Genomic DNA, 16,619 nt, shown 5'->3' on the forward strand with positions numbered 1-16,619 from the left:
CCCAAGAAAAAACAACAAGCCTGAGTAGACGGTAATGACGAGCAGTGATCACCAGCGCTTGCTGGACTATTTTTCTTGGAACAGCTGTGTTTCGGATGAGCGCAAGTTGCTTTACATCGCGACACCGAAGGTGGCCTGCACCTCATTGAAGTGGTGGTTCGCGGAGCTTGAAGGGGTTGCGGAGGCTGTCAAGCAATTGAAGATCAGTTCCGAGACGGATCCCGAACTGGTGATTCATGACACGTTGCTGGCCGTTGCTCCTCAATTGCTCGTGCGCTCTCCCGAGCAGCTTGAGCATGTCAGGAGGGAGGGATACTTCAGTTTTGCTTTGGTGAGAAACCCCTACAAGCGAATATTTTCTGCATGGCAGTCGAAGATCCTTTTACGCGAGCCTTTGCAAGTCGAGCCGTATGAAGGCCAGGCGTTCGTGGATCTTCCGGTCGAGACCCTGTCGGATGTGACCGCGTCTTTCGAGTGTTTTCTTGAGTTTCTGTTCGCCAATGAACGAAACGACTTCAAGGACGCTCACTGGACACCGCAATATGATTTGCTACAGCCGGATGCATTCTCCTACAGTGCCGTTTCCAAAATCGAGGACACCGCAGCGCTCAATGCTGCGCTACGCAGCCATCTCGGTGAGCCTTACATCAGTCCATTCAGTAAGGCCAGGGCAAACGAAAGTCTGATCCCTTATCTTCCGGAATTCATCAGTCCGCGATCCAAGTCGCTGATCGATGAACTCTATGCGAAAGACTTCGAATTCTATGACTACCCAACCTCCATCCCTCCTGCGAAAGAAGCGTTCTCGCAAGAGCAGTTGACAGTAGCGCTTAAGGGGATCGAGTTGCTGCGTGGGCGGCATCAGCGCATTGGCGAAATGCGTCGGTATTTCATTGAGCAGATTTCCGGGCTGTTGAAGGATAAGGAGTGGCTCGCAGAGCAGCGTCTGACATGGATGGATTTCGGCAAGAGCAAGGAAGATCAGCTATTTGCGCTCCAGGCTAGCTTTAGCGAATATGCAGGGCAGCTCGAGGCGGATCGAAATGAGCACCAGCAACTCAGGGTAGAGCTGGAACAGTCGAAGGTGGAGGCTGAGATCTCAAAAAAGGAACTCGATCAGTCCAGGATTGAACTTGACGAGTTGAAAGTCGGACTTGAACAGGCAAGGGTCGAGCACGAACGGACGAAAGTTGAGTGCGAACAGGCAAGAGTGGAACTGGCACAATTGAGAACTGATTTTCATCAGTTGAAGTTACTGCGCGAACAGGCGCAGTTCGACCACGAACATGCGAAAGCCGAGCACGAACTTACGAAAGGTGAGCACGAACGGACGAAAGGTGAGCACGAACGGACGAAAGTTGCGCACGAGCAGACAAGTGTCGAGCTGGCACAATTGAGTGCTGATTTTAGTCAGTTGAAGTTACTCCTCGATCATTCTCAGGTCGACTTGGAACACACGAAGGGCGAGCACGAGCGGACGAAAGTTGCGCACGAGCAGACAAAGGTCGAGTCGGCACAGTTGAGGGCTGAACTTGAGCAGTCGCGGTTGGAGGTGGCCTCACTTGTTTCCGAGCGTGAAGCGTTTGCTCTGAAGCACAAGCGTTATCTCACCTCCTACAAATATATTGATGCAGAAATCGTCGCTCGATTGCGCAGGACGGTGCATATTATGAAAAGGCGCAAGGGAGATTAAGGTGGCAAAGGTTTCGGTTGTACTGACTTCCTATAATCACGATAAGTATATTGGGCAGGCGATTGATACTGTTCTCAATCAAACCTATGGTGACTTGGAACTGATTGTCGTTGATGATGTTTCGCCAGATGCTTCCTGGGAAGTTATCGAGCGCTATGATGATCCGCGGATTATCAAGGTTCGAAATGATCGAACTCGCCGTTATATTTACAATATCAATCGCGCTATCCAGTCACAGAGCACCGGTGACTACATCGCTATCCATCACTCGGATGATGCCTGGGCACTGGACAAGCTAGAGAAACAAGTCGCAGTGCTGGATGCCAACCCGCACATCGGTGCGGTGTTCTCCCACGTGCAATGTATTGACGAAAACAATCAACCGTTGTCTATCGATTGGTTCAACCAGCCAAACAAGTCACGAGCGGCTTGGTTGCGTGCGCTGTTTTTCAACGAGAACAGATTGTGCCATCCGAGTGCCCTGGTCAGGCGCAGTGCCTACGAGCAAAGCGAACTGTACAAGTGTGCCCATGCTCAGATCGATGATGCGGAGCTTTGGACCCGATTGTTGAAGGTGTCCGATATCCATGTCGTCCAGGAAAAGCTGACATTGCACCGGATCTTCTCAGATCAGTCCAATGCGAGTGGCGATCGCCCAGACAGACGGGCCCGTTTGAAGCTGGAATGGCATCTGCAGAAACAACATTATGTCGATTTGCCCCAAGCGGATATTCTTGAGATCTTTCCGGAAGCCGCACAGTGGGTAACACCTCAGGGAGCTCATACTCAGTTTCTGTTGGCAATGGTTGCAATTCATGCTGGCACCTGTCCAGGTACGAGGTTGTTCGGTATCGAATTGCTTTATCGATTGATGACGGACGCCGAGTCTCAGGAACAGATTGAGACGCTGCATGGCTTCAATTACCTGGACTTTATCGGTCTTACGGGTAAAGAAGATTTTTTTAGCCAGGCGGTGATCGCCGAGCAGCCTGCTGTCGCAATTGCTACTGGATGGCGAGCGCTGATGAGCAGGCTTCTTCGTAGGTTAGGCGCTGCTTGACGCGGCGCAACGTATTTTTCCGCGCTGCGGCGCCGTAACCAGTGACTCTCTTTGATATGGAACCGAGGGCGTCGCTGGTTTTATTGTTTGTGAAGTAGAGGCACTGCGTGAAGATTGACCTGAAGATTCTAAGTTCTGTTTCTTTTTTTATCTGTGTGGCAGCCTGCGTTTTGTATTTTACCCGGTGGGTAGATGCCGAGGCGCCTGTTGAAAGTGCTGCGTCTATCGCGGTTTCGGATCATGTGACGCTGGATGTCGTCAGCAATGCTCTCAAGCTGGAGCTCAAAGGCTGCGATGTTGCTCAGGTTCCGGATAACTTTTTTCTCCATATTTATCCACGTGACACTTCAAAGGCGGGGGCGGAGGGCTTTATCAACAAGGATTTCAACCTGAATTCCCTCAAGCCTACGTCCACGGAGACGCGATCGGGGATTGCTTACTGTCGCTATGAGGTTGCGTATGGGCTTTCGGCCGTTGATCGGGTTGCGATTGGCCAGTTCCGTGCGCCGCAGGGCAACTGCTGCGAAATTCTCTGGGACAAGCAAGTCTCCTTTAATAAATAGTCTTCGGTAGTGAATTGATATGAGCACAACTGTTGCGGATTCCAATCGTTCTTTCGGACTTGATGTCTGTCGGACGCTTGCATGCCTGCTTGTCGTATTCGGGCATATGCTGGGGCACTCTCTTCCCAGTCCCATCCTGTCAAATTTCGCATTTCTGGCCATTTTTGGCGTGGATTTGTTTTTTTGCCTGAGTGGTTTCCTGATAGGTCGAATTCTGCTTAAAGAGGCCGCGCGTTGGGGTGAAACGAAAACGGCGGGGCTCACGAACTTCTGGTATCGCCGATGGATGAGAACATTGCCGCTTTACGTGTTCTTCTTCTTTGTTTCGTTGAAGTTTGACTGGCAAGGCGCAACGACCTTCGGCGAGCAGTTTCGATACTTGGTGTTTGCTCAGAATTTCGCCTGGACCATGACAGACTTTTATCGATTGTCGTGGAGCTTGGCTGTAGAAGAGTGGTTTTACTATACGTTCCCTTTGCTCATATTGCTGATGATCGGTTTTGGTGCCAGCGTAAAACGGGCAGCGATGATAACGATCGCGGTTTTTATCGTCGTTCCTTTTCTTGCGCGTATTGGCATGCCGATCCAGCCGGTCAGGTATGACGATGCTCGCTATGTCGTTCTCTATCGTCTGGATGCCATTGGGTTCGGTGTGCTGGTGGCTTATCTCTATACTTGGCATAAGCCGTTGTTTGATCGGATTATCCGCTTTTGGTATATCCCTTTGGCATTTGTAGTCGGGATCATTGTCCTGACAAAGCAGGGCGTGCCTTGGACGTTAAATGACAAAGTGTTGCAGTCAGTGTTTTTTTCCTGCTCGGCGATTTTTTTTGCGGCACTGATTCCCGCATTCTTCCATTTGCGTCCTTCGCGCTCGCAATTGCTCAATCGTTTCGTCAAGTTTACGAGTCTGGTCTCCTACTCGATCTACCTTGGGCATATTTTTGCCTTCACTCTGGTGATTTCGGTGTTGAACAGATTTGGGTTGCATGAGGCTATATATAATAATCCCTGGATCGTTTATCCAATATTCACTCTGTGTGTTTACTTGCTCGCTTATTTGACTTATCGCTTGGTTGAGAAGCCGTTCCTGAAACTTCGAGATGTCGATGGGTTTTCATTCGTAAAATTTCTGAAGAGCCTCCAGCGTCTCGGCGCAGGGAAGTAGGTCTTGTTATGCAAAACTCAACACCGCCGGATTTCTCGAGATATTGTGGTACGGTCGCAATGGCGAATAATTACGTAGCTGCTCAAGCCGATGGAGCGCAGGCCGTACCTGTTCTTGTTGTCACTTCAGCAAGTGAGCGCGCTTGTGATTTGTCAGATGTTTACAAGTCACTGCGGGTGCAGACCTTTCAAAGTTGGCAGTGGCTTGTTTGTTACGACGGCAACTCGGATGAGCAGTTGAATGCGGCGTTTATTGCTGAGGTTGCGAAGGATAAGCGCGTTCTTTTGCGCCCACGTGCCGAGTGTGCATCCACGAGCGCGGTTTGGTCTGCGTTTGATTATGTGGTGCTGGTGGATGCCAAAACTCAACTGAAATCGACGTTTATCGAAAAGGCCATCTGGTCCCTGGCATCAAATCCGGAGTTTGCCTTTTGCAATTCCTTGGGAATGATTCCGGGCGAGCACGGGTGGTTGATAAACCATCATTTGAGTGAAGGTAAACATTACCTTGCCAGTGCTCAATTGAGGGTCAGAGCGGCGGTATTCCGCAGGTCGGTACTGCTGGAGACTTTCTCCGATGTTGCGATTTTGTCGGACGGTCGGGATCCCCTCGCCATGCTTTCTTCCTTGGCTGACAAGGGGTATTGGGGATATACGATTCCAGAGTATCTGCAATGGTGCTCTTTCTCGGCGGTGGAGAATGATATTGATTCTGACCAGATAAAGGCCGGCAAGGCTGTTCCACAGGTCAATCGGCGTTTTCCTTCAGCCTATGAAACATTGCCGGTTGCGTTTCCTTTCCGCAATCCACTCAAGCGCAATGCAAGCGGCCGGCGGGTCATGTTTCTTCTGCCGTGGATGGTTGAAGGTGGGGCTGATCGGGTCAACATTGACCTTATCGAAGGCCTTGTTGCCGGTGGCGCTGATGTCACCGTGTGCGCGACCCTGGAAGCAGATCATCGCTGGCTCGGAAAGTTTGCCGAGTTGACCCGTGATGTTTTCGTGCTGCCGAATTTCCTGTCTTTGTCGGATTTTCCGCGCTTTATCTTGTATCTGATTGAATCTCGGAGCATTGACACGGTGTTGATCGCCGGCAGTACTTTGGGCTATCAGCTGCTGCCTTACTTGCGCACCATGGCGCCTGAAACGGCGTTTGTGGATTTGTGCCATACCGAAGAGATGCATTGGCTCAATGGTGGGCACCCGCGATTTGCGGTCGGTTACCAGGATGCACTTGATCTGAATGTGGTGAGTACGCGTCACTTGTCCGATTGGATGGAGAGGCTTGGCGCCGATCCGGAAAAGGTTCGAGTGATGTACACGGGAATCAAATCTCAACCGGTCTCCCTGTCCGAAAGCGAGCGTGGTGCAGTATTGCGCGGTTTTGCTTTGGATGAGCATGCTCTGACCATCATTTTTGCCGGTCGTATGTGTGATCAGAAGCGGCCGCTGAAGCTTGCCGAAATTTTGAGTGTGGCGAAGCAGAGGGGAGTTCGCTTCAATGCCCTGGTCATTGGCGAGGGGGAGTTGCGCCCTGCGTTTGAAAGTCTGATCGCACAGTATGACCTGGGCACAGAGGTACGTGTGCTGGGGGCGAAGCCTCACGCCGACTGGCTTTCCCTGCTGGCAGTGTCCGACGTCTTGTTAATGCCATCCGAGTACGAAGGAATTTCGGTTGCGCTTATCGAATCCATGGCGGCCGGTGTGGTTCCTGTCGTGGCGGATGTGGGTGGCCAGGACGAGCTGGTGGGTGTGGAAACCGGATACCTGGTCCAGCATGGCGAGGATGAAGTCGCTCGTTATGTGCAGGTGCTTCAAGAGTTGGCGGCGGACGCCGAAACACGTCGTCACAAGGCGCTGGCCTGTCGTCAGTTGATTGAGGCGAACTACACTGCCGCTGCAACCAGCCGTCAGTGGCTGGAAATCATGGATGAGGCGCGAGACAACAGAAAGCATTCGCCTCAACCATTTTTGCCGTTGGGGTTGGCCAGAGAAATGGCGACGAACGCGTTGGAAAACAGACGAGTCACTTCTTATCTCGATCACCTGTACTCAACGCACTGCCTGACGAATGAAGCACAGACCACCGCTCCATTCAATCAAGGTATTCTGGCTTTCCTGGTCGCGAAGATTCGTCGAAATCGCTGGGCCAGGTTTATTTTCAACAGGCCTTTTATCAGGAAGGTTGCACGAAGGTTGAAAGTGTCTGTTTCTTGACGCATTTCTGCTTGTGTGATAGGTTTTTCGTCTTTTTTATTGCAGATTAACATCAATTTTGTTTCGACAGTTTCGATGTTAGTCGAGAGTTTTTATGAAAATCACAGTGTTTGGCGGCGGCGGCTTTATCGGATCAACTATCGTTGATCGTTTGTTACAGGATAAGCATTCGATCCGTGTTTTCGAACGCCCGAGAGTGCCTGCCTATCGTACGTTTCTGCCTGATGAGCAAGTCGAGTGGATGACGGGCGATCTGTCGGATATCAGCAGTATCAAAGAGGCAATCGACGGAGTTGATGTTGTTTTGCATCTTGTTTCGACGACCTTGCCAAAAAGCTCGAATGAAAACCCGATCTATGATGTGCAAAGCAACGTAATCGCAACTTTGCAATTGCTTGATGCCATGGTTGAAAAAAAGGTCGGTCGAATTGTTTTCATTTCGTCGGGCGGGACTGTTTACGGCGCTCCGAAGTACATTCCTATTGATGAGAAACATCCGACTGATCCAGAGGTTTCTTATGGCATAACCAAGTTGGCCATCGAGAAATATTTACATCTATACAGCCACCTTCATGGCATCAAGCAAGTGTCTCTGCGGGTTGCCAATCCGTATGGCGAGCGCCAGCGCGTGGAAACAGCCCAGGGTGCTGTAGGTGTGTTCATTCATAATGTATTGAAGGGCTTGCCGATAGAAATCTGGGGTGATGGCAACGTCCAGCGCGATTTTCTTCATGTCAGCGACGTGGCGGAGGCATTTGCAAAAGCGGTGACCTACACCGGCGAAACCAGTGTTTTCAATATCAGTTCTGGTATCGGTACAAGTTTGAACAGCCTCATGTCGATGATCGAAGAGGTCAGCGGCGCGCCGGTTGCCAGAAACTACAAGCCTGGGCGTTCTTTCGATGTACCCGTGAGTGTGTTGTGCAATAAATTGGCTCAGGATGATCTCGGATGGTCGCCCAAGATTTCCATGAAAGACGGTATCTTCAGAACGTTTGAATGGGCCAAGAAAGAATCGCAGAAGTGAGGGTAATCGGGTGAGTTGCCTTTTGCTTTCCAGCAGTGCTGGCTGCAACCTCGAATGAAGGTATTACTCACCGTACATCAGTTTTTTCCAGAGTTTTCTGCAGGCACCGAAGTTCTGACCCTGTCCGTCGCTCGCGAGCTCAAGGGGCGGGGGCATGAGGTAAGGATCTTCACAGGTTTTCCGGCCACTGAAGCGCTGACGGATCGAGAGCGATTCGACCAATATCATTACGACGGGTTTCTCGTGGACCGATTTCGGCATGCCTATGTGCCGATGGGTGATCAGACGTCGAAAATCGAGATTGGCTATGATAACCATCTGGCTGCGGACTTTTTTCAGCAACTGCTGAAGGAGTTCCAGCCGGACGTTGTACATTTCTTTCACCTCAACCGCCTCGGCACCGGACTGATTGAAAAAGCCGTGACGGCGGGCGTGCCTGCTTATTACACGCCGACCGACTTCTGGAGTATTTGTCCTACTGGGCAGTTGCTGCGCTGTGGGGGACTGACCTGTGCCGGGCCGAGTCCGGACGCGGGGAATTGTGCAGTGCATTTCGCGGCCAATCTGTTGCCCGGTCGAATCGCTGCGCTGGTCAGTGCAATTCCCGATAGTGTCAGCGATAGTTTGGTGCGTCTGATTCGTTCTCCTCGGATTCCAGCGGTTCCGTTCGTGGGTGAGGTGCGTGCTCTCGATAAGCGTCTTGACCGCAACATTCGTCGGTTGAATCTTCTGCAGGCTGTCATTGCTCCCAATAGGATGATTGAGTCATTGCTTCTGGGTAACGGCGTGCGACCCGAAATAATGGTCAGGTCGTCCTATGGCATCAACCTGGCCCAGCCTGTCGTGGTGCGCGACCGGACGTTGCGTGATAGGCCGCTGGTATTGGGTTTCATCGGTACGCTCGCCTCGCATAAAGGCTGCCACGTGCTTCTGGAGGCGCTGCAGCGGTTTTCTTCCCGCGAGGTGCATCTCAAGATATATGGCAAACAAACCGAATTTCCGGAATATGTAGCCAAACTGCATCGTTTGTCGGATGGGAATGAGTCGGTGACGTTCTGCGGCACATTTTCGAATGAGGACATCTTCAACGTGTTGGGTGGCCTGGATGCACTGGTAGTGCCATCTGTCTGGAATGAAAATACTCCGCTTGTTGTCTACTCGGCTCAGGCTGCCGGTTGTCCCGTAGTGGCGTCCGATGTACCCGGAATCGCCGAGGCGGTTACTCATGATGTGAACGGGTTGCTATTTACGCCAGGCAGCGTCGTCGAGCTCCAACACGTTCTCACACGCCTGATCGACGAAGAAGGGTTGCTGGAGGGGTTGTCCGCGAATTCCGTGCCACCAAAATCTGTTTCTGTCTATGTGGATGAGTTGTTTCAGATTTGGAACTCACCCATGTAGGAATAGTCGGTTCTTTTCGGCTCGTAGAGGTTTTCCTTGGCGCAGGCAATGGCCCGGTCTATCCTTCACGCTTAGTTCAAGACTTGGGTTTTTACGTCATGAGATTAATCATCTTCAAGCGTTAAATACCTGATTCAAGTCAATGTATATATATCAGCGGTGTGTTTGCGATGGCGGAAAATCTTGTCGCTCATAAAATGGTCGTCGATCGGGAGCAGCGAAGTGCTCTCAAGTCTCAACGACCTGTGGTTCTGTGGTTTACCGGGCTAAGCGGTGCCGGTAAGTCGACGATTGCCAACGCTCTTGAGCAGGCGTTACTAGAGGAACATCGTCACACCTACCTGCTGGATGGAGACAACATTCGTCTCGGACTGTGTCGTGATCTGAAATTCAGCGATCAGGACCGGACGGAAAATATCCGGCGAGTTGCAGAAGTTGCCAAGTTGTTCGTCGATGCCGGGCTGATTGTGGTGAGTGCGTTCATCTCACCGTTTCGGCGTGACCGGGCATTGGCTCGGGAGGTGATCGGTGATGCTTCTTTTATTGAAGTCTATATCGCCACATCCCTGGAGGAGTGCGAGCGCCGCGATACAAAGGGGCTCTATGCCAAGGCGCGCTCGGGCGAGCTGAAAAACTTCACCGGTATCGATTCTTCCTATGAGCCGCCGGAAGCGCCGGATGTTCGCATCGATACACTCAAGGATGATGTGTCAGTGGCCGTAAGAAAAATCATGCAATTTCTGGAAGGGCGGAAGGATCATTGAAGACCCTGGTCATTATCGGTGCGGGATTCAGTGGTGCGGTGACAGCCGTGCAGTTCTTGCAAGTCTGCGAGCCTGGTACACATGTGGTGCTGCTCAACCGGTCCGGTGAAATGGCTCGAGGTTTGGCGTATGGCACCAGCAGTTCAAGGCATTTGCTGAATGTGCCGGCCGGTAACATGTCGGCATTGGTCGATCAGCCAGATCACTTTCTGCACTTTTGCGAAGGCCGCCTTCCAGGTACGACGTCATCTACTTTTGTGCCGCGAAAGCTCTATGGCGAATACCTCTCGGGGTTATTGGCCGATGCCGGGCACAATTGTCGAGAGGGGGTGACTTTCGAGCGGATCACTTGTGAGGCCCGCAGTCTTGAGTACCAGGATGGAAAGGCCCTGGTCAGCCTGGTTGATGGCCGCAATCTGATTGCCGATCATGTGATCCTGGCATTTGGAAATTTTTCACCGTTCAACCCATCAATCACTTCGGTTGCCCGAGACGCCGGACGTTATCTGGCTGATCCCTGGTCGGGGGCCATTGAGGAACCGATTGATCCGCAAGCACCGATTCTGCTGCTGGGGGCCGGATTGACTGCGTTGGATGTGGCGTTGACCCTGGATCAACAGGGGCATCGCGGGCCGGTATACATGCTTTCCCGGCGAGGTGTCAGGCCATTGCCACACCGTGCCTCTCGCCATGTGGAGTCCATTGCGGGTGAGGTCGTGGAGGGCCTTCAGTCTGCTTCTCCGACTGCTTTGGGTTACCTTCGCCGCATACGCGAACTGGTTCGCATGGCGGCCGAGAGTGAGATCGACTGGCGCGATATTGTTGGCGCGTTGCGACCGATTACAGCGCACTTGTGGGGCCGCTTGAATGAGGTGGAGCGGCGGCGTTTCCTGCGTCATCTGCAAGTCTACTGGGATGCTCATCGCCACAGAGTCGCACCTGAGTCTTTCAAAGCATTTTCAGCGCAGATCGAACAGGGCGGACTTCTGCCGATGGCAGGCAGAATCCAAAGTATCGAGCGGTTGGAAAAAGGCTTGCGTATTCATGTCGGGCAGCGAGGCAAGTCCACGGTCGAGACCGTGGATGTTTCGCATATCATCAATTGCACCGGACCGAACTCAAACCTTGCCCGCGTCGATGATCGCCTGATCGTTCAGTTGCGTCAGGCAGGCCTGATAAAACTGGACAGCCTGGGATTGGGTATCTGCGTTGATCAATCGCTTTCTGTATTGGATGCGCACGGCGTCACTGTGCCTTGGTTGAGTTATGTCGGCCCAATGCTCAAGGCGCAATTCTGGGAGGCCACTGCTGTCCCGGAATTGAGAAGATATGCGAAGGATCTGGCCTTGCGGGTCGCTACAAACATCAGTCAGTAGTGAGAGCATGTCGTCCGACATTCAGGTCGGGCGACCTCTGTCGTTTTCGGACAGTGATCAAACAATCAACAACGCCAGAGTGAATAATAAATGGTGCCGGTTAGCAGGTCTGGTCTCGATGATATTGTCGTGAGTTATTCGTCCCCTTTGACCTGTCGTTTGATTTCAAATGTTCGGCGTCCTCAGGTTGAGCCTTGTCAATGACTGTTCAAGCTGTGCTTGTGACGGGTGGATCGGGATTTTTGGGTGGGGCCTTGCTGCGACATCTGGCAACTTCCAAAAGTTATCTGCCGGCTGCCGCGTTGAGACGGGAGTGTCTCGATCTGCCACAGGCAATTCGTCGTTTCATGCTTGCAGACATGACGGCCAATGCTGATTGGCGAGATGCGTTAATCGGGATTGATGTTGTAGTGCATTGCGGTGCGCGAGTGCATGTCATGGAGGAGGCGGCAGCGGATCCGCTGGCGGAGTTTCGGCGGGTGAATGTCGATGCCACTCTGAATCTCGCCCGGCAGGCAGCAAGCGCCGGTGTGAAACGTTTTATCTTCATCAGCTCAATCAAGGTAAATGGTGAGTTCACCGAGCCGGGTAGAGTATTTACTGCCGATGACACACCGGCTCCCGTCGATCCTTACGGTATATCCAAGCTCGAAGCGGAAATTGGATTGAAACAACTCGCAACCACCACTGAAATGGAAGTTGTGATTATCCGGCCTGTTCTGGTTTATGGGGCGGGTGTAAAAGCCAATTTCCTGAGTATGATTCGCTGGCTGCAGCGCGGAATTCCTTTGCCATTGGGCGCGGTACACAACCGACGCAGCCTGGTAAGTCTTGATAACCTGATTGATCTGATCGTGACGTGCTTTGCACACCCCGCTGCGGCTGGTCAGGTCTTTTTGGCCAGTGACGGGCAGGATGTATCAACTACCGAGTTGTTGCGAGGTATCGCTGTCGCCCTGAAAAAACCTGTCGTGCTGCTCCCTGTACCGGTCAGTTTTATGAGTGCCATGGCAAGACTGTTGGGGCGAGGTGCGGTTGCCCAGCGAGTCTTCGGTTCGCTCCAGGTCGATATCGGCAAGAACCAGCGTCTGCTGGGTTGGGATCCGCCATTCAGCTTTGAACAGGGGCTGGTCGCCACAGTGAAACCATTTCTGGAAAATCGAAAACCATGAATCATTGGTGGCTCATCCCAGCAGTTGCCGGGCTATCTTTCGTCCTGACCGGCTGTCTGCGCCGTTACGCCCTATCGCGTAGTCTGATGGATATACCCAATCAGCGCAGTTCCCATTCGGTCCCAACTCCGCGAGGCGGAGGGGTCGCTATCGTGCTGGTGTTCATCCTTGCACTGTTGGTGCTGTTCCAGGTCGGGCTTATTGGCCAGGGAGCATTGATTGCATTGATGGGGGCAGGCGGTATCACCGCTGTTATAGGTTTTTTGGACGACCATGGTCATATCGCTGCGCGCTGGCGCCTTCTGGCTCATTTTTTTGCAGCAGCATGGGGTGTTTACTGGATCGGTGGGCTGCCCCCCGTGATGATCGGTGGCTTCAGTATCCAACTGGGCTGGTTGGGGCATCTTTTGGCAGTCATCTATCTGGTCTGGATGCTTAATCTGTACAACTTCATGGACGGCATTGACGGTATTGCCGGTGTCGAGGCCGTTACGATTGGCTTGGGTGCCGGGGTGTTGTATTGGGTGATTGGCTTGCCCGAGCTGGCGTGGCCACCCCTCTTGCTCGCAATTTGTGCGGGTGGTTTTCTGTGCTGGAACTTCCCGCCGGCAAAAATTTTCATGGGGGATGCGGGCAGCGGATTTCTGGGAATCATCCTGGCTGTCCTGTCACTCCAGGCTGCCTGGGTGGAGCCAGGATTGCTGTGGGCCTGGCTGATACTGTTAGGCGTATTCATTGTCGATGCGACGTTTACCCTGTTACGCCGGTTGTTGCGCGGGGATAAGATCTATGAGGCGCATCGCAGCCACGCCTATCAGTTTGCGTCCCGTCGGGTCGGCAGTCATTTGCCGGTGACTTCCGTGGTCGGACTGATCAATCTACTGTGGCTGCTGCCGATTGCACTCTGCGTCGTCTGCTTCAAGGTTGATGGCGTACTCGCATTGGTGGCGGCATACGTACCTCTTATTTGGCTGGCGGTAAAGTATCAAGCAGGCCAACTGGAAGCCAGATGAGCAACCTTGGTGCTTATGGCTTTTTCTGTGCTTGCACTCGTCCAACCTGCCAGAGCGGGGCAGGTGGGACGAGTTACACGCAACATCCTCATTGAAAAGCGATCTGAAGCGCCAATCCGCTCTGTCACCGCAGAAAAGCGAGTGTCTATGGCCAAGACTGATCCGTACATTGTAAAAAACTGTGTATCCTTGCGCGTACAACGGCTACCGCAATGCCGCCCCGAAGCCTGAAGTCCTCGAAATTGATTCTGAACTCCTCAGCGGAACGTTCGGTGTCTATGTCTGGTCGGAATCAATACTTGTGCTGGCCTTGTCCGGTAAGCGATTTGACTCATCGGGTGTTTAACCATATTTCTAATGATGCTTTGTTCTTGGAATGAAGTGATCGGAGAGGAGCAGATTTTGTCTCGCAGTATCTTCCTGTCAAAACTTCTAGAGTTTGTGAATGCTGCACGGGGAAGGCTGGCGGATCCCAACCTTCCTCCGAAGCTGCAAGAGAATAATTCGCCGTTGGATGCAGGCGCCATGTCAGTGGCTGGCATCGAAGGCACTTGCGACGCGAGCCTGCTTCCCGAGAATTTTGATCCGGCACTCTATCTACAAATGAACCCTGACCTGGGCGCCGTTGATCCTGTCGCTCATTACTTGAACCATGGTCGGCATGACACCTGGCGGGTCGCAACGTTGCCGCGAGTGCATCGTTCCGAGACGCGTGCCTTCAATCCTGAGCTGGACACCATCCTGGTTGTCAGTCATGAGGCATCTCGCTCGGGAGCCCCCATTCTTGCGCTCAATCTTGTCGAGCGCTTGTCGGCTCGATACAACGTGGTTGTATTAGTGCTTGGAAATGGCCCGCTCCTGGGGGCGTTTAAGGGCGCCGCTGTTGCAACCATGAGCAGTCCCGCACTCAGACATAATGCCGAGTATGTGCAACTCGCAATGCAACAGTTGAATGTCGAATTCAGTTTCCTGTTTGCACTGGTTAATAGTATGGAGTGCAATCTCGTTCTCGAACCGCTTGCCAGAAACTTTATTCCGTCTGTTTATCTGATTCATGAGTTTGCCTCTGCCTACCCCAATTCACAGGCTTTGTTGTCGGATACATTGTTGTGGAGTAGTGAAGTTGTATTTTCTGCGGGGTTGACGCAGGAGAACGCTCAAGATTCATTTCCGGCATTCAAGCATTTCCCCACGCACATCCTTCCACAAGGACGGTGCGTTCTTGCCGAGCAAAAAGGCAGTGAAGATCAGGCACGGAGGGAGTCGGATAAGCTTCGGGAACAAATTCGACCGAAAAGTGACACTGACAGAAAATTTGTTGTATTTGGCGCCGGGTATGTCAATTTTCGTAAGGGCGTAGATCTTTTTATCCAATGTGCAATCAAGACCATGAATAGCCCTGGGGGAGAACGGTTTCGTTTCGTCTGGATTGGACAGGGCTACATGCAGGGTACCGAAGATGGGTATTCGGTCTATCTCGCTGATCAGATCAAACGATCGGGTTTGCGAGACCGGTTCGTGATACTGGGAGAGACTTCTGCAATCAGCACCGCATATGAAGAAGCGGATGTGCTGTTCATTTCCTCACGGCTGGACCCATTGCCTAACGTCGCCATTGATGCTTTTGCGGAAAGACTGCCGGTAGTCTGTTTCGACAAGGCGAGCGGGATTTCAGATTTTCTTTCTTCCTGCGGATTACAGGATGTGTGTGTTGCCAATTATCTGGATGTCACCAGTGCCGCCGAGAAGATATTCGCGCTGGCTGATTCGAGTTTGTTGTATGAGCAAGCAGTCAATCTGAGCTACGACGCGTCGGCGACCTATTTCGACATGGATTCCTATGTTGGAAAAATCGAAGCGTTGGGTGTAAATGCATCCAGACGAACCCGACAGGAAAAGCACGATGTCGAAACCATCGTCGAGTCGGGCTTGTTAGTCGGAGGCAATGGGACAACCGTCGTTCAAGATGTCCTGAGCAATATACGGGGAAGGGCGCGGGGTATTAACGTTTCACCACTCGTTGCGGATTTTCAGCCAGATATCTACGTCTCCGAACGCGGCCTGGCGATCGCCGGATCCGATCCCTTTGCGGACTACCTGCGTGCTGGAAGCCCCCGAGGCGTCTGGGACAAGTGTAAGTAGCCGCAGGGTTACTCTCTACTCGACAGTGCTCTCCACAGCCTACTGAGCAGATTACAACGTTCGGGTCTATTGCGGACTTTGACGTCCAGACTGTCACTGCCTTCGTGCTCCATGCGCCGGCAGTGTTCAAGCAAAGGCGTCAAGTGTGGCGCAATCATGAGAGCATGGGCCGCCGGGTCATAGTGGTGATTACTGGGATCAGGGTTGCGCAAGGATTCTTTGAGGCGCCCGGATACATCTATCGAGTGACTGTCCAGATTCAAGTAGCTGAGGTTTTCACGGCGGCAGAACTCTTCCATGCGCTTGTTGAACTCAATGGTCAATCGAGTTCTGTCAGCCAGTGACGCTTTTACTTCTTTTCGCAGGTTTGCAACTTCACCCCATTCCATTTCATCCTGAATCGTCGGTAAAGGCGTACTGAGGGCGATTACTTGATGCGTCCCGGCAATGTCTTTCAGAAGCTTTTGATAGTTATCAACGGCCAACTGCAGCATTTGCTCAACTGGGCTATCGTGTTTCTGTGCTCTATACCAAATAACAAATCCGGTATCGACCTCGCCGAGCATGACAATTACTGTCTTGGCGTGCGTCGCGCCCAGCGCGGCCATGAATTGGGGCATCGCCTGGGTAACGGCATTTGGATTTTTCAATCCCGATACAGTTGCTCCTCCGACAGAGGTAACCTCGAACGAATATTCGGAGAGCAGTGTTCTCATTTTTTCCGAGCTGAAAACCAATGCGTGAGAGTCGCCGAGTACAAGTACAGGGGTCATTGTCTGAGAGCTTCCTGATTCCGTGATTTGAGGTGATGCATTGGCCAGAGCGAAATTCTATAGGGTCAGGGCGTGTGCGCCTAGTTGAGTCACAAGTCGGATCGAATCCGTTTTTGCCGACTGTAACGCGCTTGAATCAGTCGGAGGGTTGCTGTCTGAACGTCGTAGCAATTCCCTGGCTGTAGCCGGTCAATATTCAGATGGTGGTTCCTGCATTGAGGTTACAATGCGGCTCGTCGACTGTCGAAGGA

The 16,619-nt window shown here is 52.3% G+C and carries 13 protein-coding genes; 12 read left to right on the forward strand and 1 reads right to left on the reverse strand.

The window, feature by feature from the left end:
• The first annotated feature begins 34 nt into the window (after positions 1 to 34).
• From JJN09_RS17705 to JJN09_RS17760, 12 genes are all read left to right on the forward strand, one after another.
• On the forward strand, positions 35 to 1,693 hold the full coding sequence (locus JJN09_RS17705) for a sulfotransferase family 2 domain-containing protein (protein WP_249482858.1): 1,659 nt from the start codon (positions 35 to 37) through the stop codon (positions 1,691 to 1,693).
• A 1-nt stretch (position 1,694) separates the two neighbouring features.
• The gene (locus JJN09_RS17710) at positions 1,695 to 2,753 is read left to right on the forward strand and encodes a glycosyltransferase family 2 protein (RefSeq protein WP_249482859.1); all 1,059 of its coding nucleotides are present in this window, start codon (positions 1,695 to 1,697) and stop codon (positions 2,751 to 2,753) included.
• A 107-nt stretch (positions 2,754 to 2,860) separates the two neighbouring features.
• Entirely contained in the window at positions 2,861 to 3,316 is a 456-nt protein-coding gene (locus tag JJN09_RS17715; protein WP_249482860.1) for a hypothetical protein, read from the forward strand.
• A 19-nt stretch (positions 3,317 to 3,335) separates the two neighbouring features.
• Positions 3,336 to 4,484, forward strand: coding sequence for an acyltransferase (locus JJN09_RS17720; RefSeq protein ID WP_249482861.1), 1,149 nt, complete (start codon positions 3,336 to 3,338; stop codon positions 4,482 to 4,484).
• Between the two features lie 8 nt (positions 4,485 to 4,492).
• Positions 4,493 to 6,700 carry a glycosyltransferase family 4 protein gene (locus tag JJN09_RS17725; protein WP_249482862.1) on the forward strand — a complete coding sequence of 736 codons (2,208 nt, stop codon included), beginning with the start codon at positions 4,493 to 4,495 and terminating at the stop codon, positions 6,698 to 6,700.
• A 94-nt stretch (positions 6,701 to 6,794) separates the two neighbouring features.
• Positions 6,795 to 7,727, forward strand: coding sequence for an NAD-dependent epimerase/dehydratase family protein (locus JJN09_RS17730; RefSeq protein ID WP_249482863.1), 933 nt, complete (start codon positions 6,795 to 6,797; stop codon positions 7,725 to 7,727).
• 54 nt (positions 7,728 to 7,781) lie between these two features.
• Entirely contained in the window at positions 7,782 to 9,128 is a 1,347-nt protein-coding gene (locus JJN09_RS17735) for a glycosyltransferase (RefSeq protein ID WP_249482864.1), read from the forward strand.
• 170 nt (positions 9,129 to 9,298) lie between these two features.
• Positions 9,299 to 9,892 (forward strand): adenylyl-sulfate kinase, encoded by a 594-nt coding sequence (cysC, locus tag JJN09_RS17740; RefSeq protein ID WP_249482865.1) that lies wholly within the window; start codon positions 9,299 to 9,301, stop codon positions 9,890 to 9,892.
• A complete protein-coding gene (locus tag JJN09_RS17745) occupies positions 9,889 to 11,268 on the forward strand; it encodes an FAD/NAD(P)-binding protein (RefSeq protein ID WP_249482866.1) in 1,380 nt (459 codons plus the stop codon). The genes cysC and JJN09_RS17745 overlap by 4 nt, the downstream gene beginning before the upstream one ends.
• 200 nt (positions 11,269 to 11,468) lie before the next feature.
• Complete coding sequence (locus JJN09_RS17750; RefSeq protein ID WP_249482867.1) at positions 11,469 to 12,440, forward strand: SDR family oxidoreductase; 972 nt, start codon at positions 11,469 to 11,471, stop codon at positions 12,438 to 12,440.
• Complete coding sequence (locus JJN09_RS17755) at positions 12,437 to 13,453, forward strand: glycosyltransferase family 4 protein (protein ID WP_249482868.1); 1,017 nt, start codon at positions 12,437 to 12,439, stop codon at positions 13,451 to 13,453. Before JJN09_RS17750 ends, JJN09_RS17755 begins: the two co-directional genes overlap by 4 nt.
• A 402-nt stretch (positions 13,454 to 13,855) precedes the next feature.
• Positions 13,856 to 15,595, forward strand: a complete 1,740-nt coding sequence (locus tag JJN09_RS17760; protein ID WP_249482869.1) for a glycosyltransferase — start codon at positions 13,856 to 13,858, stop codon at positions 15,593 to 15,595.
• Positions 15,596 to 15,603: 8 nt separating this feature from the next.
• Here the strand turns inward: JJN09_RS17760 and JJN09_RS17765 are convergent, their stop codons facing one another.
• The gene (locus tag JJN09_RS17765; RefSeq protein WP_249482870.1) at positions 15,604 to 16,368 is read right to left on the reverse strand and encodes an SGNH/GDSL hydrolase family protein; all 765 of its coding nucleotides are present in this window, start codon (positions 16,366 to 16,368) and stop codon (positions 15,604 to 15,606) included.
• Positions 16,369 to 16,619 lie beyond the last annotated feature (251 nt).

Source organism: Pseudomonas sp. HS6, assembly GCF_023375815.1.
Lineage (GTDB): Bacteria > Pseudomonadota > Gammaproteobacteria > Pseudomonadales > Pseudomonadaceae > Aquipseudomonas.

Bases quoted from the DNA above. Each gene is read 5' to 3' on its own strand.
- JJN09_RS17705 (WP_249482858.1), top strand. From the start codon at position 35: ATGACGAGCAGTGATCACCAGCGCTTGCTGGACTATTTTTCTTGGAAC.
- JJN09_RS17720 (WP_249482861.1), top strand. From the start codon at position 3,336: ATGAGCACAACTGTTGCGGATTCCAATCGTTCTTTCGGACTTGATGTC.
- JJN09_RS17725 (WP_249482862.1), top strand. From the start codon at position 4,493: ATGCAAAACTCAACACCGCCGGATTTCTCGAGATATTGTGGTACGGTC.
- JJN09_RS17730 (WP_249482863.1), top strand. From the start codon at position 6,795: ATGAAAATCACAGTGTTTGGCGGCGGCGGCTTTATCGGATCAACTATC.
- JJN09_RS17735 (WP_249482864.1), top strand. From the start codon at position 7,782: ATGAAGGTATTACTCACCGTACATCAGTTTTTTCCAGAGTTTTCTGCA.
- cysC (WP_249482865.1), top strand. From the start codon at position 9,299: ATGGCGGAAAATCTTGTCGCTCATAAAATGGTCGTCGATCGGGAGCAG.
- JJN09_RS17750 (WP_249482867.1), top strand. From the start codon at position 11,469: ATGACTGTTCAAGCTGTGCTTGTGACGGGTGGATCGGGATTTTTGGGT.
- JJN09_RS17755 (WP_249482868.1), top strand. From the start codon at position 12,437: ATGAATCATTGGTGGCTCATCCCAGCAGTTGCCGGGCTATCTTTCGTC.
- JJN09_RS17765 (WP_249482870.1), bottom strand. From the start codon at position 16,368: ATGACCCCTGTACTTGTACTCGGCGACTCTCACGCATTGGTTTTCAGC.